Genomic DNA, 21,260 nt, shown 5'->3' on the forward strand with positions numbered 1-21,260 from the left:
AGGCAGGCTCCGAGCACACTTTCTGGTACAAGCACCACCTGGAAGCCGTTTACTGCGTTGCCGGTAACGGGCGCATCAAGGACCTCGCCACGGGTGAAGTTCACGAGATTACCGACGGTACCCTCTACGCCCTGGACAACCATGACAAGCACACTCTGTACGGTGGTACCGAGGACATGCGCCTGATCTGCGCCTTCAACCCGCCGGTGACCGGCCAGGAAGTCCATGACGAGGACGGCGCCTACCTGGCGGACACCAGCGATAACTGATCCGCCCTGATAGGGCGGCTGATCTGACCGCTGGCACACCGCCAGCGCGCCTGCTGCCGGTGGCGGTGTTGCTTTGGCTGGCACGCCCTTATCAGCGAGCCCCGATCTTGGTGGCGCCACCACTGGCACGTTTGTCCGGCCTGCGCCTGGGCACTGGTACATAATGAGATGGGCTATGACCACAGCATGGCTGCGGCTAGCATGTGAAGGCGCTAACGGAAGCACACAAGTACGTTAAACAGAGTTTCCACAGAGGTAGCCACCACCGCAATAGAGGAGGGGGTCCATACACGTCCAATAATTTCACATTGTGACATGGGCCCGTGCAAGCTTCTGTAAAGCGCGTTTTCAAAAATGAAGGGATCTCAACGGCGGAAGTAACCACCTGGAGATTAGTGGCAGACGATCAATAAGCCATTGGTTTACCGAGCGAACTAACCAAAGCGCTCAGTGCGTCTCTTCAAACTGACTTTCCGCTGTAGATCAGGGGCGTGGTTGTTGTATCGGGGCTTTCTTAACCTGCAATTTATGAACGCATTTCATCTCTGCGGCCAAAAGCGGGATATGATGACTTCAGGCTTTTTAGTGAGGTCAAAATGTACACTTTATTATGATCGGGTTGATCATCGGAGCAAATCCCTTGCTCCGACATACTGGTGTCCATCTTGCAATACTACAGCGAAAACTCCGTCAGTGATGACGTTGATATAACTCCCCACGTCACCGGCGAAACTTCAGAGTGTTTGGGGCGGCTGCTCATTGGTGACGATGAGCCGCGGTTGCTTAACAGTTTATGCTCGATATTGCGTGACAAGGGGTTCGAGGTTGACGGTGCCGAGGATGGCGACGCCGTCTGCCAGCGATTACGAGAGAATGCCTATGATCTGGTTTTGTTGGATATCCGCATGCCTGGAAAGAGCGGTTTAGAGATCATGGCCTGGTTGAAAGAAACGGGCGTTGACGCTCCGGTCATCATTATCAGCGGGCATTCCGACTATCGCATCGTCAGGCAAGCATTCAAGCTGGGTGCCTGCGATTATCTAAGAAAGCCCTACGATGTAGATGAATTAATTCGGGCTGTCGGCGGCACGGTTTTGGAACGAAGGCAGGCCCGTTCTAAGGCGACTACGGGTTGGTCTAACCCCCTAACGGGCGAGTTTTGCAAGCACACACTTGATCATCTTCCGGATCTGGTTTTTTCACTGGATGAGCGCAAGTGCATCAACTATCTGAATCATCACTCCGAGAGCCTCTTGGGATTATCGGCGGAGGAGCTGATTGGCCAACCGTTTTCTCAGCTCGTTCATGAGGGTGACATCGCTAAGCTTCCACTGTTATTTGGTAAGAACGAGGTGGGAGAGTCAGTAACCCAAGAGATCAAGCTTAAAACATACCATGGAGGGATCGGTTACCTGGACTGTGACATTACAGTTGTCTCTCCGCTTAAGGCTAACACCGCGCTAACTTATGCAAAGCCCCCTCCAGCGAGGCCCCCTTTTTTGGGCATTGTGCGGGACATCACGGAGCACAAACGGACATTGGCATTGATGGAGTTTCGTGCCTCTCACGATACACTGACCGGCCTGCCAAATAGGAGCCTGTTTATGGACCGGCTTACCTTGGCTGTCAGTCAGGCGAGCCGAAATGCGCAGAAGCTTGCCGTGCTTTTTATCGACCTGAACGATTTCAAAGCGGTAAATGATACATACGGGCATGGGGTTGGCGATCAGCTGTTGCAAAAAGTCGCCGCCGGTCTGACACATTGTCTGCGAGAGGGGGATACCCTTGCCCGCTATGGTGGTGATGAATTTACGGTCCTGTTGCCCTCTCTTAACGAAAAAAAGGACGCCGCAACGGTCGCACGCAAACTTCTGAACTCACTCGAAACCCCTTTTCAGCTTGAGGGCACCGACCTTTGTGTCTCTATCGGAACCAGCATCGGGATTGCAATGTACCCTGAAGACGGGGCTGGGGCGGAAACGCTGGTAGAGCGGGCAGACATGGCCATGTATGCCGTGAAACAGAGGAAAAAAAACGACTTTTATTTTTACAGCTAGGCATGATGGACGACGAAAGACCGGGCAACACGTCGCCCTAAACCCGTCATCCAAACCACTCGGGCTCCCCCAATGAAAAACACCTGAGACGTGAGCCACAATAGCCTTTAAAACATAGTCTGGAGGAATTTCAAGAAACGGGACATCTTAATTTTGTGTCGGGATCACGAGTGATCTGCCCCTTTTCGTCAACAGGCCGTGTCTTTTCGAATGCATTAAGATGTCAATGGCCATTTATTTTGACCCACCTTTGGCCAATAAAATTGACCCACCTTTCATAGTCTAGCTTGTAGATTTCTGCTTCGGTCGATAGCTTTCCCCTCCCAGTATAAAGATGTGTGAATGGTGGATAACCCGGTCAATGATCGGCACCACCACGTTGTCGTCGTGGAAGAACTCGCCCCAACTGGTGAAGTCCTTGTTGGTGGTCAGGATGATGGACCGGTATTCGTAAAGGCTGTTGATCAGCTGGAACAGCCAGAAACAAATGATGACCGCGGCCTGCCACCAATCGTTTTCATACGAATGTAAACCCTTAAGTCTGAGGAAATGGAAATAGTCGTATCAGAGCACCGATACAGCTATTTGAAGCCAGTATCATCCTCAAGATGGAGGATCAATCAGCTGACCAATTGTGCCCATAGGTAAGTAGAGAGACTGTAGCTCTCCGAATTGCCTTCCCATTGGCAGGAAACCGTAACGCCTAAAAAAGCGGTCACTTTCCTGGGTAAGCGGATCCGTTACTACCGCTATTCCCATGCCACTGTACTGAACAATCCGGTACGCCTCTTCCAGAGCTTCAAGAAGAATCGTTTCACCGAGTCGGCGCTCTGAGCTGTGTAGCCTGCTATCAACACCTAACCACGCCAGCTTGATCACTGGAATGGGATAGGCAGGATACCGACTACGAGTCTCCTGATCTGGTAGCTCGTCACGCACCACGGTGGCGCTGGTCAGGGTGAAATAACCCAGAACCGGAGCCGGCAACACACTGGCGGGCTCATCGTCCACCAACACCCAGGTACGATTAATTTTCTTGGCCATCTGATTGCGTGCTTCGCGCCAAAGGAACTCATTTACCCGTTCCAGTCCACAATCAAACGATTTCCTGTCATGGGACTTCTTATCTAATGGTTCCAACCTCAAGGTCACCGTTTTCTATCCTTTTGTTACGGCGACGTTTCGCGCTCAGCAAAGCCTCGTTCGGCGCTGGAGCTGCCTCGCAGGCTGCTACAAAAGCATCAAACGACTGACTATTCAGCCGATACACTTCGGCTTCCTCGATCACGCGAGCCGACTTCTCTCGGATGGCTTGAATGACAAACTCCGACAGACTGTGACTCCCGGTCAGAGCTGAAGCGCGCGCCGCCAATTCTTTGATCGCTGGATCAATTCTTAAATCCAGCCGCGCGCTTGTCTTTGACATGCGGTATCCCTCTTTCAACGGGCCGGCCAATCGACCAAACCCTCTGTTTTAGTGTTTTCCGTTTTTACTGTTTTACTGGCTGGCAACTTAAAATGTCATACCGTACGGCAAATCACCGTACCTACACTATCGGCTAATCAAAACCGGATGTCAATTGGAAGCTCGACCAAGCTTCACTCAAACCTTATTGCTCAATGACGTTGCAAAAACAGTTGTTTTCGCAACACTCAGAAAAAAGCCGGTTAAGTTGCCGGAAATTCACTATCAGATGTTGCGAAACCCTATTGCACAACATAGAAGCAAAAACCATGTTGCTAAAGGTGGACCAGCCCCAGAGGCTATGCCCGAGTCAGTACAACTGACCAGAATCCAGAACTTCAGGTTGAGGGTCTTGGGTATTGAGCGTTAACAGAAACGGCTTCGCCACTGGGTTACTCCAGAACTTGTTTTGCCCATTTGAGCTTTCCGCTGAACGTCGCCAGTAATTTCGCTTGCCCCTTGAGCGTCAGTTCACTGAAAGCTCTCACAAACGCTTGCTTTTCACGAGCCGCATGGCTCGCTCCGGCGTGCTCAAGCGCAACTCATAATTTTGCGGCGAGCGTTTTTTTCATCAATGGACCGCCCCGTACAACTTGGCCGGGTCCTGAATCTTGTTTTGAGCCTTGGTGAAGATCTGCCCAAGCATTCCGGTCTGCCTGCCCAATTCACGCAATAGCTCAACATACAACACTTCGAGCTCAGCCCCCTTCTTACGGGTGAGCGACTGCCAGCTGTACTACTCCGGGACCGCCACATCGCGACTGTAGGGCGGCTTGCTGTACTCATCCGCCATTTTCAGGAAAATCAGGTAGCTAAGTGGCTCCAGGTAGTCCCCCTAGCCCACGCCATCGTCTCGGAGAGTTGTACAGAAACTCCCTAAGGCTGCCGGTCAAACCAAAACGAAAGTAGCCATCAGGGCTGTAGGTACTCAGGCCAGACCGGACACTTTCGCTCGGGGAAATACCAAACATGTCTTCGGTCCAGTCTTCACTGCTGTATGTCAGGCTTGGTCCGAAGGAAGCGGACCATTTCTCACTGAGTTGATCGCGCCATTGCGCCTTGAACGCCAATTGATAACCATTTACGTCGCCGGTAAAGGGTGTCTGTGCGGTGGCGCTGTAGGACCAGGCATTATCAGCGCAGGCAATGCGTAGACCGGCAATGGCGCCGCCATCAACCTTTTCCAGTAATTGAAGATCATTATCATTGTCACGCCCTGCTGTATAGCCAATGAAGGGTGAGACCCGCCAATTGCTTTGGCGAATAGCATTCCAGCCCATCGCGAACGTTAAATTAAAATAGAAACGATCGCCATAGCTCAGCCTCAGTATCGGCAAGGCCCGGGTTTCGTAGTCATCACTGCCCAGGTAATCAGAAGCATAGAGCGCACCGGCCCAGAGACTGGTTTCCCATTCTTCGCCTGCCACGCTTGGCGCTGCAACAGCCAGCAAATACAATGCAGCGATCAGTGGGCATGCGCTTCTGCGTTTTACAATATATTCATGCTCTCCTCCCCCGGTAGCCGCACCAGAGCGGCGCGGCTACCCGTGATATCAATTGGCGACATCATTCTCCCGGCTTTACCGGATCCCGGTACCCCGCCATCATCTTCATCATCCAGCCAGGGTACTCCTCGGGCAGGCGGCTGACTCCATCCAGGGCTACCAGTTCATCGTCGGACAAGCGGATTTGGGCCGCGCGGATATTGTCCCTGAGCTGCTCGGGCCGCTTGGCGCCAACGATGATGCTGGTCACAGGCTTCTGGTGTAGCAGCCATGACAGGGCAATCTGTGCCACATTGACCGGTTCGCCGTCGATCTGCTTGCCATCGGCAACCTCCCGCATAACCTTGATGACTTCGCTGCCCCGCTCGCGGTTGACGGGCGGAAAGTCAAACTTGGCGCGCCGGTTTTCTTCGGAAACGTCCGGCCCCTCGTATTTACCGGACAGGTAACCCCCGGCCAGTGGGCTCCACACCATCAGACCGACGTTCTCAGATTCCAGCATCGGAATAATATCCCGCTCCAGGTCGCGACCTACGAGGGTGTAGTAGGCTTGCATGGATATGATCGGGCACAGGTTGCGGGCCCGGGTGATGCCGATGGCTTTCATCACTTGCCAGGCGGCCCAGTTGGACAGGCCCACGTAACGCACATGGCCTTGCTGCACCAGGGTGTTCAGTGCCTCCAGGGTTTCCTCGATCGGCGTGGCCGGGTCAAAACCGTGGATCTGGTACAGGTCAATATAATCCGTTTGCAGGCGCGCCAGGCTCGCCTTGCATTCGCTCATTATATGGCCGCGGGAAGCACCACGGGCATTGGGGCCAGCCCCCATAGGGCCAAGCACCTTGGTCGCCAGCACCACATCTTCGCGGCGAACGCCGAGATTCTTCAGGGACTGGCCGACGATGCGCTCACTGGCGCCGAAACCATAGATGTTGGCGGTATCGATAAAGTTGATCCCCGCCTCCAGAGCGATCTTCACGAGTTCGTCGGCCTGTTCCTGCTGCAACTGGCCGATCAGGCCCCAGATGTCCTCATCGCCGCCGAAGGTCATGGTGCCCAGGCACAGTTCGGATACGAACAGTCCCGAGTTGCCCAGCGACTTATAGTCTGGACGATTGTCTCCATCGAACAGTGGTAAACTCTCAGTTGCCATGTTGCACCTCATCATGCTTTTCGGTTGGTGTTCCAGAATTCACTGTAAATACTGCCGGTTTCGGTTTGTTTGCACTCGCTTGTGTTACTGGGTGAAGATGGCCTTGTAGAAACGCATGGTGCCATCCCAGGAACGGCTGGCAGCCTCTTCGTCATAACCAACCGGCATACCAAACTTTTCGGCGATCTTGTCGGCGCCCGGGTTGGTGAATGAGTGCAGCACGCCGGGGAAGCTCACCAGTGTAAGGTCGACTTCGGCATCCTGCATCTCCTTGACCAGGCCCGCGACCTGATCCGAGGGGACCAGCTTGTCGGCACCGCCGGTGTACACCTGGATCCTGGCTTTCACGGACCCGGGTTCAGCCGTGAGGGGGCTGCCGAGCGCGCCGTGGAAGCTGACAACGCCGTCCAGATCGACGCCCATGCGCGCCATGTTGAGAACGACGGCACCGCCAAAGCAGTAACCCTGTGCAGCAATGCGGGACGCATCAACACTTTCGTGGTTCTTCAGGATGTCCATCGCCTTCATGAAGCGCGCCTTGACCTGGCTCATGTCCCGGGTGGCTTCCTGCATGAACTTCTGGGCGGTATCGGGATGGTCGGCTTGTTTGCCAGAGCCATACATATCCAGCGCCAACGCCGTATAGCCGGCTGAAGCAAGCCGTTCTGCCTGATTCCGGGCAAATTCATTGTGCCCCCACCATTCATGGACCACCAGAACGCCCGGACGCTTTTGCCCGAATTCATCATCCCAGGCCATGTAGCCGGTGAAGGTCTCGTCGCCGACTTGATACTCGATGGTTCTGGTTTGCGTTTCTGCCAGTACCTGCGTACTTGCAACAGTGAGTGACAGCGTGGCTGCTGCCAGTGCTGTTTTCAGGGTGCTCATCATCTGTTTGCTCCTTTTCGCTCGTTATGAGTCAATTTGCGTAGCGATTATGTACGGGTAGACATCGACCAAAGCTCACAGGAAATGTCGCCGGGTGAGCGAACACGAATTTAATCGCTCGCTCAAAGCGCGATTCCTGTCCCGTCGTTACTGGCAGCGGGCGCGCAGCAGTCGCGTTGCGGCATCAAACACGGCGAGGTCTTCTTCGGTGCGCGCGGCAAGGTGGGCCCCTTCCAGCATCGCCAGGGTCGCCTGCGCTTCATCGGCGGGACCCAGGATGGCCGAGACGGATCCATCCCTTTGTCCCAGTTCAAACGTTGCCGTAATCCACTGCAGAACCATTGCGCGAACGGCGCCGACTCTGGCAATGACGGTGTCGGACAGGCTTTCGCGGCAGGTCGAAAAGGCAACGCACAGACACACGGTCTGGCCATCATGCAACGCCCCGCGGTACAGGGCAATGAGTGCCTTGAGGCGCGCGCCAGCGCTGGCATGGGCTGCGTCTATCTCGGTCAGACCCTGCTGCAGACTGGTCTGATAGCGCTCGATCAGGGCTTCGGAGAGCTTCGCCTTGGTGGGGAAATGATAATGGATCGAGGCCTTTCGAATGCCGATGGCCTCGGCCAGATCCGCGTAGCTGAACCCGTCAAAGCCCCGTGACCGGACGGTGTGCTCGGCAAGATCCATCAGGGCTGTTCTGGTATCACGGTTCATGGTTATTCACCTGTCTGCCTTTTCAATCCCGCTATTGCCGGGCTTATACCCTCGGCGCCCCGGCAAATCGCAGGTGCCCCGTTTTCATCCAGATCTTGGCGCCGTCGTCCCCGGCCGTCACGGACAACCTGTGTCCTTCAGGGAGGCGCAGCCAGTCATGCCTGGCCAGCACCTCGCCATCCCTGATAGCCGAACCTTCGACCACCAGCAGTTCGATTCCGCCGGGCGCCTCAGAGGTCAGTGTCGCCCCCGCATCGAGCTGGCTGTAGGTCACGATCTCACGATCGTCCTCATGCAGCTTTGCGGTGGCAACGCCGCCCTCTGAGGCGCCCCGCTCGGCCTCCATATTCTTGCTGAACTGGGTGCGGTCGGCCAGGTCGAACTGCCACAGTTTCACAAATATCGTGCAGCCCGTTTCAGAGCCCGGAATATGTGACGTGGTTGGGGGGTTGCGCACGTAGGTGCCAGCAGGGAAGTCACCGTGCTCGTCCTGGAACACGCCATCGAGTACGATGAATTCTTCTCCACCGGTATGGGTATGCGCCGAGAAATGACTGCCCGGCGCATAACGCACGATGGTCGTGGCGCGGGCAACTTCGTCCCCGATCCGGTCCAGCATGCGCCGCTCCACCCCTTTCATGGGCGAGGGCTGCCATTCAATCTGGTCGGAATGCATAACCACCGGTTTGGAGAAATCTGCATTAATCTCCATGATATTCCTCCCTTTTGTGCCCTTCATGTTTTCAGCGCTTACATTAAATCCGAAGGTTTCGGATTACCCGGCAATTGAAGGACGGGCTGCGACTTTTGCGCGCCAGGCCTGGAGATTGGTCAGGGACTCGGGAATGTCCACCTTCGCGAAATCCGCAAACCCCAGGCCGGCAAAGGCGGTGATGTCTGCGACCGAGAAGCTGTCGCCTGCGAGAAACTCATTGTCCGCCAGAACGCTGTCAAGATAGGTCATGGTTGCGCTGGCAATTTCTTTCTGTTTATTACCCCATTCAGCACACTGCCAGGTTTCCAGATCCGGACCAAGCCCGGGGGTCGCGTGATGGAAATAGGCACCCACGGCATTCATCAGACCGTTTTCTGCCCGCAGATTCATCATTGCGATACGGGCACGCTCCGCTGGGGTTGTACCCATAAGGGACGGACCATCAAAGACGCCGTCGATATATTCGGTGATGGCATTGCACTGGGCGATGCAGGTGCCGTCGTCAAGTTCCAGCATGGGCACGGTGGCATCCGGGTTTTTCGTCTTGAACGCCTCGGAACGGTGCTCGCCGCCCATGACATCGACCGGGACGAATTCCACCTGGTTTGTTGCGCCTTTTTCTGCCAGAGCGATGCGAACGCGGAGCGGGTTCGGGAAGCCTTCGATATCGTAGATTTTCATTGATTACCTCTGTTGGTCATTAAGCATACGACACTTAATTTACCTATCAGTAGGTAGGTTTGCAAGAGGCAAATTGACGAGCCTGCTTTGTTTTGAGCCGTTGACAAGACATTCCAAACGGTGAGAACGGTCCAGGCCTCCTCGCTGTAACACCGTCGAGGGTTGCTCCGATATAGCCAGCGTTTCATTCAGGCCCGGATGAAACTCAAGGTTACTCCTGTGCGTTTATTATGTTTTATGTTCGTGGATTTGAGATTTCAGCTGTTTCAGAAGGTCTTTGGAGCTCTCATAATACAGGGTGTAGAACTGATCCAGGTCAGACAGCTTGGCAAGCGTTTGTTCATTGGTAATGGTTGCCTTGGCTTCGGCGATCACCTCCTTTCTGGCCTCGAGCCGTTTTATCTGCCCTTCCACCAAGGCAGCATAAGGATGGGGACGAATTGCGAAAAAATCCTGGCGCTCACCCGGCATTGTTCGACGTTCAACAATACCGAGCCTTTCAAGAAAGCACGTATTCGTACTGACGCTCGCCTTACTGACACGCAACGTATCCACAAGCTGCGATGAGCTGACCGGACCATCCGACACGATAAGTGTCGCCCAGAGTTGCCCGGCGATCCGGGAAAAGCCTTCAGATTGAGCCTGAAGACCGAGGCGCTCAATAAAACGCCTGTCTGAATCAGTAAGTGTTTTCATAATCAGAAGATTGTAATGAACTCTGCCAACCCCCGCCAAGAGCCCGATACAAATTAACCGTCGACTGCAATTGATCGCGCCGCGTTTCCACGAGATCAAGTTCGGTTGTAAATAGGCTTCGTTCAGCGTCCAGCACCTCCAGATAACTGGACGCGCCACCCTCAAAGCGCAATCTCGCAAGTTTAGTCGTGCTTCGCAGTGCTGCTACCTGCCGAGCCTGCGCTTCCAAGCGCTCTTCGGTACCACGCACCCCGGCCATAGCGTCGAGCACCTCCCGAAACGCCACCTGAATGGCCTGACGATACGCAATCAGGGCCTGGCGTTGACGCGCCTCCGCCTGATTGACCAGTGCCTCGGATCGCCCGAAGTCCAGCAACGGGCCGACTAACGAGCCGCCCAACTGCCAAGTGGATGCGGAGCCCTGGAACAAGTCGCCACCGGACGCACTTCGCAGGCCCAGCAGCCCCTCAAACGAAATCCTGGGCAGGAACGCCGCCCGGGCAACACCGATTTCGGCATTGGTCGCTATCAATTCCTGTTCAGCTGCAGCAATATCAGGTCGCCGGACCATGAGGTCCGCGGGCCGTCCGGCAGGGATTCTGGCCGGAACATTCATCTCATCAATGGTATCTGCTACGGAAATATCACTCCGTACAATCTGTTGTGGATCTCGCCCCAGAAGCACTGCCAAGGCGTTTCGCTGAAGGGTGTGCTGCTGGCGAAGCCTCGGAAGTTCGGATTCAGCGGCTGCAAGCTCGGCTTCAGCCTGCCGCAGGATCAATTCGTTAACTTCGCCTCCTTCGGACCGGGCCCGTTGCAGGGCGACCGATTCGCGGCGGGATGACACGGTGCGTTCCGCGATGTCGATCTGACGATCAAGCGCACGCAAATTGAAGTAACCATTGGCCACCTCACCAATCACGGCTAGTCGGACGGCCTCGCGATTCGCTGCACTGGCCAGAAGCCGTGCCCGGGCTGCTTCGCTGGCATTCGCAAGTCGCCCCCAAAGATCCAGCTCGTACGATAGCACCCCACCGACCTGGATATCGTTAAAGGGTTGACCACCACCAGCACTGTTGACAACCTCCTCACTCGGCCCCTGGCGCACCGCAGAGCCCTCTACCTCCAGAAGCGGATATTGTTCCGCCTGCTGGCCGGTAAGGAGCGCCCGCGCCTCGGCGACCCGGGCAGCAGCAAGTTGCAGGTCGCTGTTGGCACCAAGCGCCTCTTCAACAAGGGTGACAAGCGCCGGATCGCCAAAGCCACGCCACCAATCCAGGGGGAGTTTCTCGTCCGCCGAAAGTCGTGCGGAAGACCAGTTTTCCGGCACCGACGGCTCGGGTTTCTCAACAGTCGGCGCGAGTGAGCAGCCACCAAGTGACAAAGCAATCACAGTGGCCAGCAATACCTTAACGATCATCAGCCACACCTCCGTCTGCACGTCCGGGAGCGGCCGCAGCCGAGGCATCCTGGTCTCTGGAGCCACTCAGAAAATCCGTGATACGGCGGACGACCACATAGAACAGTGGAATAAAGAACGTCGCCAGTATCGTTGCCGAAATCATGCCGCCGAGAACCGCCGTTCCTATCGCAATACGGGTGGTTGCACCGGCTCCACTGGCGAAAGCAAGCGGCAACACACCCATGCCGAAAGCAACCGATGTCATCAGAATCGGCCTCAAGCGCACTCGCGCCGCTTCCTTGGTTGCCTCAATCAGCTTCATTCCCTGCTCCTCGAGTGTTCGGGCGAACTCCACCAGAAGTATAGCGTTGCGCGCAGTCACACCAACGGTGGTCAGAATGCCAACCTGGAAGAAGACGTCGTTAGGAAGCCCGCGAACCATCGCTGCAAGTACCGCCCCGAGTACGCCCAATGGCACCGCCAGCATCACGGAAATGGGTATCGTCCAACTTTCGTAGAGCGCGGCGAGCGCCAGAAACACCACCAGTGCCGACAGCGCGTAAAGCAGGGATGCCTGGGCACCGGCCTGGCGCTCCTGATAGGACAGGCCGCTCCAGGCTCCGGCCACACCGTCCGGGAGTTGAGCGATCAAACGTTCGACCTCCGCCATGGCCTCACCGGTACTGTACCCCGGTGCCGGCTCACCCTGAATCTGGCGGGACGGAACACCGTTGAAACGCTCAAGGCGCGGTGAGCCATACTCCCAGCGTCCGTTCGTCACTTCGCTCAACGGGGTCATCTCTCCGTTACCGGCTCGCAGATACCACGCCTCAAAATCCTCAGGCAGCATCCGGAAAGGGGCATCACCCTGAACATAGACTCGCTTGACCCGCCCCTCATGGAGAAAATCGTTAACGTATTGCGAGCCCCAGGTCACCGACAGAAGTCGACTGATCTCGGACAACTCTATGCCAAGGGCCTGTGCCTTTTCGTGATCAATGTCCACTTTGTAGCGGGGATTGTCCGCCAAACCGTTGGGGCGCACACTCGTCAGCACGGGGCTTTCGGCCGCCAACTGCAACAATTGACCTTGCGCTGCCATGAGCGCTTCATGCCCGATGGCACCCCGATCCTGTAAACGCAACTCAAAGCCCAGGGCCCGCCCCAATGCCGGTATCGGTGGCAGGTTGAAAGCAAAAGCCCGCCCATCACGCACCAGCCCGGCAAGCGCCCGGTTCGCCCGCTGAATGATGGCGCCGGCGCTTTGCGTCTCGGGATCGCGCTCACTCCATGGCTTGAGATTGACGAACGCCAGTCCCGCGTTCTGCGCCCGGCCAGCGAAGCTGAAACCAGCGATTGTGAAGAGGCCCTGCACCTCATCCTGCTCCATAAAGTAATCTTCGATAACCTCAATGGTATCGATTGTGCGCTGCTGGGTCGCACCGGCGGGCAACTGATACTGCACCACGGCAAATCCCTGGTCCTCCGCGGGCAGGAACCCGCCGGGCAACCGCACAAAGAGAACGGCCACCAGGACGACGATGCCCAGGAACGCCAATGTGTAGAGCCAGGCGTGGCGCGCCGTATGGCCAACCAGCCGGACATAGCCCCGGGTCAGCCGCCCCAGGCCTGCTTCAAACCAGCCGAACAGCTTTTGCAGCAAGGTTCTTTCGTGCGTGGGCTTGAGTATCCGACCACACAGCATGGGGCTCAGAATCAGAGCCACCAGCACCGAAAGCACCATGGCACCGGCAATACTCAAAGAAAACTGTCGATAGATTGCCCCCGTGGAGCCCGGAAAGAAGGCCATCGGAATAAAAACAGCAGACAGCACCACACCGATGCCAATCAGCGCGCTGGCAATCTGCCCCATGGACTTACGCGTCGCCTCCATCGGGCCCAGGCCGTCCTCATGCATCACCCGCTCGACGTTCTCCACCACCACGATGGCGTCATCCACCAGAAGGCCGATCGCCAATACGAGACCGAAGAGAGTGAGCATGTTGATGGAAAAGCCGAAGGCCGCCATGATCGCAAAGGTGCCCAGCAGCACCACCGGGATTGCGATCGCTGGTATCAGGGTAGCCCGCCAACTCTGGAGAAATACGAGCATGACCAGGACCACCAGGGCGATTGCCTCGATGATGGTTGTGACCACCGCGTCGATGGAGGCCTCCACGAAAGGGGCCGTCTGGTAGGGATACCGAATTTCCACCCCTTCGGGAAAATAGGGCTCGAGCTCCTGGAGCCGCGCTTTAACAGCCTCTGTGACCGCAAGCGAGTTGGCACCCGGCGCCAGATTGATGCCAAGTCCGGCAGCCGGTTCGCCATCGTAGAAAGTGTCAATCTGGACTGCACCGCCGCCCAGCTCAACGCGGGCAACATCACCCAGGCGCACCCGGGACCCGTCGGGCATACTCTTGAGCAGGATGTTGCGGAACTCTTCGGTTGAGGTGAGCAAGGTCTGGGCGGTGACCGTGGCATTGAGCTGCTGGCCCTCGACCGCGGGCAGCCCGCCGAGCTGGCCGGCGGTGACCTGGGCGTTTTGCGCCTCGATGGCGGCGCTCACGTCGGCGACGGTCAGGCCGTAATTGGTCAACGCCGAAGGGTCCAGCCAAATCCGCATCGCATATTCAGAGCCGAAAACCTGCACGCTGCCGATACCTGTTACCCGTCCAATGGGTTCGGCTAACTCGGAGCTGATAAAATCGGCGATATCCAGCTTGCTGAGGCGACCGTCGGTAGAGACGAATGCCATTACCATCAGAAAGCTGGTGCTGGATTTCTCAACGCTGATCCCCTGCTGGCGCACCACTTCCGGGAGTCGCGGCTCCGCCAGTTTGAGCTTGTTCTGCACCTGGACCTGGGCAATGTCCGGATCGGTGCCCGCCGCAAAGGTGAGAGTAACCGTAGCGTGGCCTGAGGAATCCGCTGTCGACCCCATATAAAGCAGATTGTCGAGGCCGGTCATCTCTTGTTCAATGACCTGAACCACCGTATTGGACACTGTGTCCGCCGAGGCACCAGGATAATCGGCCTGAATTTCCACCGCCGGCGGCGCCACCGACGGGTATCGCTGGACCGGCAAAACGAAGATCGCCATGATACCCGCCAGCATGGCGACAATGGCCAGAACCCAGGAAAAAACGGGCCTGGAAATAAAGAAATTAATCATTGCGCGGTGCCCTCGTCGTCGGAGGCGTTCTTCTTCGGATTATTCGTGCCACTGGCTTGCTGGTTTTGGGGGGGATGTAATGGAATATCTGCGGCAACCGGCTTCACCTTGGCTCCAGGCCGAACCTTTTGCAGACCGGAGACGATGAGGCGATCCCCCGGTTCCAGCCCCTTTTCCACCAGCCAGAAAGCGCCAATGGCCCGCTCTGCCTCTAACTGGCGGGCGACAACTTCACCCTCCGGGTTGACCAGCAACGCGGTGGCCTCTCCTTGCGGGTTACGGCTCACGCCCTGCTGCGGCGCCAGAATGGCGTTCTCCCGAATTCCCTCACTCAGACGAACGCGCGCATACATACCTGGCAGGAGATCTTCGTCCGGATTGGGAAAAACGGCTCTCACCGTGACGGAACTCGTGCTTTGGTTGACGGTAACATCCGTAACGTCAACGCGACCTCTGTGGGGATAGACGGTACCGTCTTCGCGCAACAAAACAGTCTCGGCTTCATTTGGGCCGGCCTCAGAAGCAGCGCCCTCCTTCAGAGACGACCGAATTCGAGCCAGTTTTTCGACCGGTAGCTGAATATCGACATACATGGGATCAAGCTGCACCACGCGCGCCAGGACCTGGGGCTGATTGGCGGTCACCAGCGCACCCTCCGTGTACAGTGTCGGGCCAATGCGCCCGGCGATGGGAGCCTTGACCTCGGTATACGCCAGCTCGATACCCGCCGTTTCGAGCATCGCCTGGGATCGGGAGACATCCGCCCGGGCTGCCTCCAAGGCCGATAGCGCTTCATCACGTTGACGCTTGCTGACCGCGTTCTTCTCAAACAAGTCTGACGTACGTGCCCACTCCCGCTGCGCCTGTCGCAATTCGGCCTGTGCGCGCTCCAGTTCTGCCTGGGCCCGTTGATGGGCAGCACGGTATCGGTTGGGGTCGATCTGGTAGAGGACCTCACCTGCTTTGACCTGGGCGCCTTGTTCAAACAAGCGCTCCTGCAAAATGCCCGTGACTTGCGGCCTCACCTCCGAGATACGGTAAGCGGCGGTTCTGCCCGGCAGTTCCATTGAAAGATTCACACGCTGCGACTGCATCTCAACAACTCCTACTTCCGGAGGCGGCGGTGCAGACTTCTCAGCCTTTGCCTGACCGGGGGAATTGTCGCAACCAGCCAGCAACAAAGCCGCCATCCACATTGGCAACATGCGGACCCCGAATAGACGCGCCATCAAACTCTTCTCTGTTTCCATATAGCTAACCTCTGAATGGGCCAAAGACTCAAAAACCGCTCGATCCATGCCTTTATTTATAACCAGGTAGACAGAACGATCGATCCAAACTGATCGACGCCGTCCTTTTCCTCGAATTCTTCGCTACGCCATAGGTAGGTGTAGGCGATCTGCCAGCGATCCCAGGTCAATGCCGCACCCACCTGGGCGTCGCCAACCCATTCGCGGCTATCAACCGAGTGGCTGCCCTCGAAACTGTTGCCGTCGAGCAGCAGGTTGTGCGCCATATAGCGCCCTTCAACGGCAGCGAAGACGTACCAGCTAAAGCCCTGATCCCGCCGAAAAGAGGATTGCCCGCCTTGTGCAGGAGCGACTGACGGAATGCCGAAACTACGATCAAGCCCCTCCCCCAAACGAAACCCAAGGCCGCCGGAAGCGTAGGTATACAGGTTGCCGAGCGCAAACCCGGCAGACGGCCCATATTCAATGGTCAGCCCAGAAAAGTTTTGCTTCATAAGCCAGGCACGTTCATAACCGAAATTGATGATTGGCTCGTTATCAAGCTGGTTATCCCAACCCCTCGGCTTGTCTGCCGCAATCAGTTCATGGAAATTTCGTTGGACTACTTCAGCACCAGAAGCCGGTCCTACGATGCCCACGTCGATATGCAGGCTGTCTGTCAAACGCAAACCACCGAGCTCCCTTTCGCTTAGTAGCGAAATCCCGCCAAACAAAAGGCCGGCATAGGGACGGTCATCTTTAATAAGCGCTTCAACCTTTATATCTTCCGGCGTATACATCTGTTGACCTAGCCGATATGTTGCGCCGGCAAGACTACTGCCAGACCAGCCCGGAATGACGTCCGCAAGACGGCGGGTCCAATGTCGATCAGGGGGCTCAAAGGCCCAGATCACCTCTGCGCCGTTGGTATATTGACCATCGCCGCCGGCGGAAAACGCATCATTTTCTACTTTCAGGGACAGCAGGCCTTCAGCGGAAGCTGATGTCACAAGAGAACCCAGCAACAGACCTGAGCACCAATTCCGATAACGCTTTCTGCAACATCCAGATTTCACTGAAGGTTCCTCTGCCAAAGCTGGGTTGAACCGGATGCAAAAGAACTTGCTCCAGGATGCTGACATACCTTCCGCTACGGCGACTTTTGGTCGCCGGCCAGAAATGATGAGACGGCTGCCCACACAAATTGTTCAATCTGTTCAGTATAAACTAAACGTAACACAATTAATGATTGACAGCTAGCCGTGATGGAACTGTCCTGTCCCGGTGGAATGTGCGGAACGCTCCCGTTCTAATCTTGTCGCTCGCGCCTGAAAAATGTCTCGGGTTCAGGAATTTTTGAGGTTGACGGAATTTTCCATAACCCGCTCAAAAACACGCAGGGCGACTTCCAGGTCGTTATTTTCAATGCCTTTCAGCATCTTCTCTCGCAAGAAATTCGCCCGCTCATTCAGTTCGCTCATAAAGCGCTCACCGGCATTGGTAAGGTACAGCAGCCTGACGCGGCGATCACGCTTACAGTGCCGGCGTTCAATCAGACCCTGCTCCTCGAGGCTGTCAAGCAGGCGGACCAATGTCGGATTCTCGATGGTCATCAAATGGGCTAACTCTCGCTGGGTCAATCCTCCACCACCACGCTGCAGGCAGACCATGGTGAACCAGCGAGCTTGGGTAACCCCCAGGTCTTTCAGGCGCTCATCCAACAACTTACGCCAGCACCTTGCTACCCGGGCATTGGTGAATGGAAACTGATCTCGAGGGGTTTGTGGGTCCATGTCACTGTCCTGCTATTGATGATTCAGTAACAGTAAATCGTAAGCTAATCATATAGACAAGCGTCGGTTACACATTAGCCAGTTTTGCGCCAGATTAATATGCAACATCACGCGGATTCCGAGGCCAGCTAAGGAACCTCTCCTTCCAGTGAGACAGGTAACTCCTCACTTCTTCAGAGACAGGAGGCCTTCAGCGTATTGTCGCCCTGGTGGACACCCTTGCTGCGTGACCGGCAGCCGGCTTAAAAAAGCTGGCGCCGAGCGCTCCACAACGCCGTAGCATCTTCATTCGAAACCAGCCCGGTCTTCGGCACGGCGTCTTCCAGGCAATCCGCATTCGCTATGGTCAGTCCCCAGTCGAGTAGAGTCTGCGGGGTCGACAGCAAGGCCAAGTTCCGCTTATCGCCCAGAATGGCATGAACTCGGGGGTTGGGTGACCAAAAAACCAGTAGTTCAATAGGTTGAGAGTGTTTTTGGGCTATTTTTCGCGCTTGTCTGCCAACCCTCTGACAGCGGTAAAAGGGAAATTACAACAATCTTCAATACTGCACTTATCTAGGGTTTTGATTCCTCATGGATGCGAAATGGTTGAATTTGAGGAGCTGGGTCGCTCAGGCATGACCTGAATCATCATCAGTGGGGGCGCCCTCTGACTCCTCTTCCATCACTTCAGCAACGAGTTCTTCGGCTACAGGATCTGTCTCACCATCGTTCTCTCGAATTACTATATACCAGCCAAGAATCAACCCGACGACATTATCCCCTGGGCCTTCTTCTAGGTGTTCTAAAAGAAGTCCCTCACTGCTTTCACAGATCTGCTTGACCACGTTCCAGTCGAATTCGATCTTGCCTGTCTCAAGGCGTTTGAGCCCGAGATCTGCGAAAGATAGATGATCCGGAATGACCACACGCGCCTTACGTTGCTCCATTGAAGAGCTCCTTGTTTATTCGGATGCTCAAACCTTAATCGTCCGTAGCTTATCGATCAAATTCATGTATCGCGTCCCAAAGACGAACTCCGAGCCATCGAGCCAGGCGTTCTCAATCTCCGATAAGCGCCCTCCTGCCGGCGGAGGTCAAAGGCTGGCGTTGCGTGAATACTTCGCGCCTTGATTTGTCGCTCAAAACAGCGTTCAGCTGGTAAACAACGCCGGCTGATTTCGGATCGCCGTCCGAGTAAAAGAATGAGATCAGCTGGAGAGCATGAATGTCCGACAGCGGGATTCCCCCATTGTGACGAGATTGGCTCGATTCCTTCCCGAACTGCCCTGATTTGCGATCGAACACCGGCCGGCTTGCCGAGCGATAAAGAACGTAGACAATTGTGAGGTACCCGGGAATCAGGATGAACAGTGCGATAAACGCAAACTTGCGCCAGGTGTCGACGACCAGAATCATCGGCAGGGTAATCAGAACAAGCATCACAGCCATCAGGATCTTCAGCGAGGATGGCAATGCAAATGTCAGAGCAAGTGGCCCGAGGGAAACGAGCCTCCGGCGTAGAAGCACGCTTTGCGTGTCCAGCGGAGACCATGAGACCTTGCTGGCAAAGTGGTCCGCATACTGACTTGTATCAACGGGCCCAGGATTAAAGCGATGTTTCATTCGAGCCCGAAACTCAGCCCACCCCAGAAATTTCAGCACAGTTTTCTTCATGGCTTTGATTGCGACCAACGATGCCGATTACCAAGTGGTCTTGGGTTAACCAGGACGTTCAGGATCAGTAGTAAGACTAGATAAAGCAACATCCAGGGAGCCGACAACAGAAGCATCAGGGGCCACAGGTTGCTAGCCAGAAGGAATGCGATGATTGTGTACGCGGTTATGAGGGCGCCAACGACCGCTGAAACGACTGCAGCGGACATCAAATGGCCGCGAAGGACTCTCAAGCTGAAAAACTGGAGAATGACGTAGGCGGCAAAAGCCAGGAACAGCAGTTCAATCTTCAACGGCACTCCTGATCTTTCTGCCGACGTCTATCAAGTCTAGGAGAGACTCATGAGTTTCATCCAGCTGAGTTGGGTGGATGCTCACCGATCCGTAGCCACCATCAGGAGTGATTGCGTAGGCTGCCACTCTAAATGCCTCTATCCCTGACGATAGAACGGCAATCACATCCGAATTAGATTCCGCAACAATGGCACAGTGACCTGTGTACCCGGCGGGCAGGTAACTGGTTGCCACCACGCCGCCAATTTGATCTGCGACCTGTGCGATCACGATTCCACTAATTTGGGTCTTCAAAGTCAGGGTCTGCCTTTAAGTGGGCCAGTCAAATCACCAGCTATTTCTGTTTGAAAATAACTGCTGGAATTCTACTGTTAGGGACAATGCCCGGCGGAAAACAAAAGGTCATGCCTACCTGACCGTTTGAACCTTATTAATCGGTCCTGAGCCGATAGGATGGTGAAAATTTATTCCGGACCTTTTATTATGCCCAAACTCTCGCAAGTAGCTGTCTTCGCGGCTCTTGGCGTTCTCTCGCTGAGCCACGCTCACCACTTTTCAGAGATTAAAGCGCTCAAACAAGGGCAATCTCAGGTCAAGCAGACGCTTACAAGCAATGAAGTCGTGTCCATCGTGGATCAGAGGTTGGGCCTTGCCGAACAAAGGCTGGCAAAGAACGCTTTTCAAGCTCTCATCGGAGAATATGAATTGGCCTCCCCTCAAACACCTGAAGACCGGCTCGTATACGGCAACCTGAACGCTCGCCTCACCATGCAGGAATTTAGCGATATTGAGTGCCCGTTTTGCCGCAAAATGCATAGTGGATTGAAGTCGGTCGTTGATAACTCCCGCGGCGTCGTCAACTGGGAATTCAAGCATTTCCCTTTAAGCGGTCATAACCCGTCGGCCGCCATGCAAGCCAAAGCCGTCGAGTGCGTGCGAGAGTCCTATGGCAACCAGGTTGCCTGGGCTGCCCTTGACCAATTTTTCGAGAAAACTCGAAGCAATGGTCAGGGGGTGGGTGATCTGCCGACGTTTGCCAGATCGATGGGCTTGAGTGGCAAAGCGATGGAGCTCTGCCTGGATTCAGAGGCCCACGAAGACCGAATCTCCGGGGATTATCGTGAGGGATCCAAGCTAGGTATTAGCGGAACACCCGCTCTGAGAATTCTTGATCACAAAACCGGTCGTGATTACCTCATCAAAGGCTATAAAACGCCAGAGCAGCTGGCCCAAGCCCTTCAGCAGATTCTTGGGAGCTGATGTGGCAATTTACTTTATTGTCGGCCAAGGCCCCCTATGAGCCGGACATTCTCACCCCTGTTGCCCACCATACTCTGACTGTCCTGGACGCAGACCAGAATCTTGTTTTTGAAATGCCGGCGCCTAAATCCGGTTGGTCACAATGGATGCTGGAATCTGTGACAGCGCATCTCATTTTGCCTGAGTTGGATGCTTTTCTCGGAGATACATGGGTGGGGTCGACAGAGATTTGAGAGTAATCGGGCCCAGCCGTTGAAGCCGGGGCTGCGTTAAGCAGCGTTCGATTTTCCATAATCTGAGATTATGCG

Annotated in this window: 21 protein-coding genes; 3 read left to right on the top strand and 18 right to left on the bottom strand. The window is 55.5% G+C overall.

The features are described from left to right. On the top strand, positions 1–269 hold a 269-nt coding region (locus FO268_RS20060; protein WP_150995046.1), incomplete at its 5' end, for an ectoine synthase. 665 nt (positions 270–934) lie between these two features. Beyond that, on the top strand, positions 935–2,326 hold the full coding sequence (locus tag FO268_RS20065; RefSeq protein WP_075196032.1) for a diguanylate cyclase domain-containing protein: 1,392 nt from the start codon (positions 935–937) through the stop codon (positions 2,324–2,326). A 282-nt stretch (positions 2,327–2,608) separates the two neighbouring features. Here the strand turns inward: FO268_RS20065 and FO268_RS20070 are convergent, their stop codons facing one another. From FO268_RS20070 to FO268_RS20155, 18 genes are all read right to left on the bottom strand, one after another. After that, on the bottom strand, positions 2,609–2,818 hold the full coding sequence (locus FO268_RS20070; protein ID WP_075267735.1) for an ATP-binding protein: 210 nt from the start codon (positions 2,816–2,818) through the stop codon (positions 2,609–2,611). Between the two features lie 111 nt (positions 2,819–2,929). After that, positions 2,930–3,466 carry an acetyltransferase gene (locus FO268_RS20075; protein ID WP_225316914.1) on the bottom strand — a complete coding sequence of 179 codons (537 nt, stop codon included), beginning with the start codon at positions 3,464–3,466 and terminating at the stop codon, positions 2,930–2,932. Next, entirely contained in the window at positions 3,450–3,752 is a 303-nt protein-coding gene (locus FO268_RS20080; protein ID WP_041336904.1) for a type II toxin-antitoxin system TacA family antitoxin, read from the bottom strand. Before FO268_RS20080 ends, FO268_RS20075 begins: the two co-directional genes overlap by 17 nt. 851 nt (positions 3,753–4,603) lie before the next feature. Next, positions 4,604–5,218: a MipA/OmpV family protein gene (locus FO268_RS20085; protein ID WP_158499472.1), complete on the bottom strand. Its 615-nt coding sequence runs from the start codon at positions 5,216–5,218 to the stop codon at positions 4,604–4,606. Positions 5,219–5,357: 139 nt separating this feature from the next. Beyond that, positions 5,358–6,449: an aldo/keto reductase gene (locus FO268_RS20090; RefSeq protein WP_053115212.1), complete on the bottom strand. Its 1,092-nt coding sequence runs from the start codon at positions 6,447–6,449 to the stop codon at positions 5,358–5,360. Between the two features lie 84 nt (positions 6,450–6,533). Continuing rightward, positions 6,534–7,340, bottom strand: coding sequence for a dienelactone hydrolase family protein (locus FO268_RS20095; RefSeq protein ID WP_150995047.1), 807 nt, complete (start codon positions 7,338–7,340; stop codon positions 6,534–6,536). 144 nt (positions 7,341–7,484) lie between these two features. Beyond that, entirely contained in the window at positions 7,485–8,051 is a 567-nt protein-coding gene (locus FO268_RS20100) for a TetR/AcrR family transcriptional regulator (protein ID WP_008170337.1), read from the bottom strand. A 43-nt stretch (positions 8,052–8,094) separates the two neighbouring features. Next, positions 8,095–8,763 carry a cupin domain-containing protein gene (locus tag FO268_RS20105; protein WP_150995048.1) on the bottom strand — a complete coding sequence of 223 codons (669 nt, stop codon included), beginning with the start codon at positions 8,761–8,763 and terminating at the stop codon, positions 8,095–8,097. 63 nt (positions 8,764–8,826) lie between these two features. Next, positions 8,827–9,447: a glutathione S-transferase family protein gene (locus FO268_RS20110; protein WP_008170341.1), complete on the bottom strand. Its 621-nt coding sequence runs from the start codon at positions 9,445–9,447 to the stop codon at positions 8,827–8,829. 228 nt (positions 9,448–9,675) lie between these two features. Beyond that, on the bottom strand, positions 9,676–10,143 hold the full coding sequence (locus tag FO268_RS20115; protein WP_150995049.1) for a GbsR/MarR family transcriptional regulator: 468 nt from the start codon (positions 10,141–10,143) through the stop codon (positions 9,676–9,678). Continuing rightward, entirely contained in the window at positions 10,127–11,563 is a 1,437-nt protein-coding gene (locus tag FO268_RS20120; RefSeq protein WP_150995050.1) for an efflux transporter outer membrane subunit, read from the bottom strand. Before FO268_RS20120 ends, FO268_RS20115 begins: the two co-directional genes overlap by 17 nt. After that, on the bottom strand, positions 11,553–14,720 hold the full coding sequence (locus FO268_RS20125) for an efflux RND transporter permease subunit (protein ID WP_053115208.1): 3,168 nt from the start codon (positions 14,718–14,720) through the stop codon (positions 11,553–11,555). Before FO268_RS20125 ends, FO268_RS20120 begins: the two co-directional genes overlap by 11 nt. After that, the gene (locus FO268_RS20130) at positions 14,717–15,970 is read right to left on the bottom strand and encodes an efflux RND transporter periplasmic adaptor subunit (protein WP_150995051.1); all 1,254 of its coding nucleotides are present in this window, start codon (positions 15,968–15,970) and stop codon (positions 14,717–14,719) included. Before FO268_RS20130 ends, FO268_RS20125 begins: the two co-directional genes overlap by 4 nt. A gap of 56 nt (positions 15,971–16,026) precedes the next feature. After that, positions 16,027–16,959: a lipid A deacylase LpxR family protein gene (locus tag FO268_RS20135; RefSeq protein WP_225316916.1), complete on the bottom strand. Its 933-nt coding sequence runs from the start codon at positions 16,957–16,959 to the stop codon at positions 16,027–16,029. Between the two features lie 336 nt (positions 16,960–17,295). Continuing rightward, positions 17,296–17,742 (bottom strand): MarR family transcriptional regulator, encoded by a 447-nt coding sequence (locus FO268_RS20140; protein WP_150995052.1) that lies wholly within the window; start codon positions 17,740–17,742, stop codon positions 17,296–17,298. A 611-nt stretch (positions 17,743–18,353) separates the two neighbouring features. Further along, positions 18,354–18,671, bottom strand: a complete 318-nt coding sequence (locus tag FO268_RS20145; RefSeq protein ID WP_052479578.1) for a hypothetical protein — start codon at positions 18,669–18,671, stop codon at positions 18,354–18,356. A 112-nt stretch (positions 18,672–18,783) separates the two neighbouring features. Beyond that, the gene (locus FO268_RS20150) at positions 18,784–19,386 is read right to left on the bottom strand and encodes a hypothetical protein (protein WP_150995053.1); all 603 of its coding nucleotides are present in this window, start codon (positions 19,384–19,386) and stop codon (positions 18,784–18,786) included. An 8-nt stretch (positions 19,387–19,394) separates the two neighbouring features. Then, complete coding sequence (locus tag FO268_RS20155) at positions 19,395–19,691, bottom strand: hypothetical protein (RefSeq protein ID WP_150995054.1); 297 nt, start codon at positions 19,689–19,691, stop codon at positions 19,395–19,397. Between the two features lie 454 nt (positions 19,692–20,145). Between FO268_RS20155 and FO268_RS20160 the strand changes: the two genes are divergently transcribed. Further along, positions 20,146–20,952, top strand: a complete 807-nt coding sequence (locus FO268_RS20160) for a DsbA family protein (RefSeq protein ID WP_225316918.1) — start codon at positions 20,146–20,148, stop codon at positions 20,950–20,952. The last annotated feature ends 308 nt before the right edge of the window (positions 20,953–21,260 follow it).

Origin of the sequence: Marinobacter denitrificans (assembly GCF_008795955.1) — a bacterium.
Classification (GTDB): Bacteria; Pseudomonadota; Gammaproteobacteria; order Pseudomonadales; family Oleiphilaceae; genus Marinobacter; species Marinobacter denitrificans.

Excerpts from the sequence above, each read along its gene's own strand:
- FO268_RS20080 (WP_041336904.1), bottom strand. The coding sequence starts at position 3,752 with ATGTCAAAGACAAGCGCGCGGCTGGATTTAAGAATTGATCCAGCGATC.
- FO268_RS20090 (WP_053115212.1), bottom strand. The coding sequence starts at position 6,449 with ATGGCAACTGAGAGTTTACCACTGTTCGATGGAGACAATCGTCCAGAC.
- FO268_RS20095 (WP_150995047.1), bottom strand. The coding sequence starts at position 7,340 with ATGATGAGCACCCTGAAAACAGCACTGGCAGCAGCCACGCTGTCACTC.
- FO268_RS20100 (WP_008170337.1), bottom strand. The coding sequence starts at position 8,051 with ATGAACCGTGATACCAGAACAGCCCTGATGGATCTTGCCGAGCACACC.
- FO268_RS20105 (WP_150995048.1), bottom strand. The coding sequence starts at position 8,763 with ATGGAGATTAATGCAGATTTCTCCAAACCGGTGGTTATGCATTCCGAC.
- FO268_RS20110 (WP_008170341.1), bottom strand. The coding sequence starts at position 9,447 with ATGAAAATCTACGATATCGAAGGCTTCCCGAACCCGCTCCGCGTTCGC.
- FO268_RS20115 (WP_150995049.1), bottom strand. The coding sequence starts at position 10,143 with ATGAAAACACTTACTGATTCAGACAGGCGTTTTATTGAGCGCCTCGGT.
- FO268_RS20120 (WP_150995050.1), bottom strand. The coding sequence starts at position 11,563 with ATGATCGTTAAGGTATTGCTGGCCACTGTGATTGCTTTGTCACTTGGT.
- FO268_RS20125 (WP_053115208.1), bottom strand. The coding sequence starts at position 14,720 with ATGATTAATTTCTTTATTTCCAGGCCCGTTTTTTCCTGGGTTCTGGCC.
- FO268_RS20130 (WP_150995051.1), bottom strand. The coding sequence starts at position 15,970 with ATGGAAACAGAGAAGAGTTTGATGGCGCGTCTATTCGGGGTCCGCATG.
- FO268_RS20140 (WP_150995052.1), bottom strand. The coding sequence starts at position 17,742 with ATGGACCCACAAACCCCTCGAGATCAGTTTCCATTCACCAATGCCCGG.
- FO268_RS20145 (WP_052479578.1), bottom strand. The coding sequence starts at position 18,671 with ATGGAGCAACGTAAGGCGCGTGTGGTCATTCCGGATCATCTATCTTTC.
- FO268_RS20160 (WP_225316918.1), top strand. The coding sequence starts at position 20,146 with ATGGTGAAAATTTATTCCGGACCTTTTATTATGCCCAAACTCTCGCAA.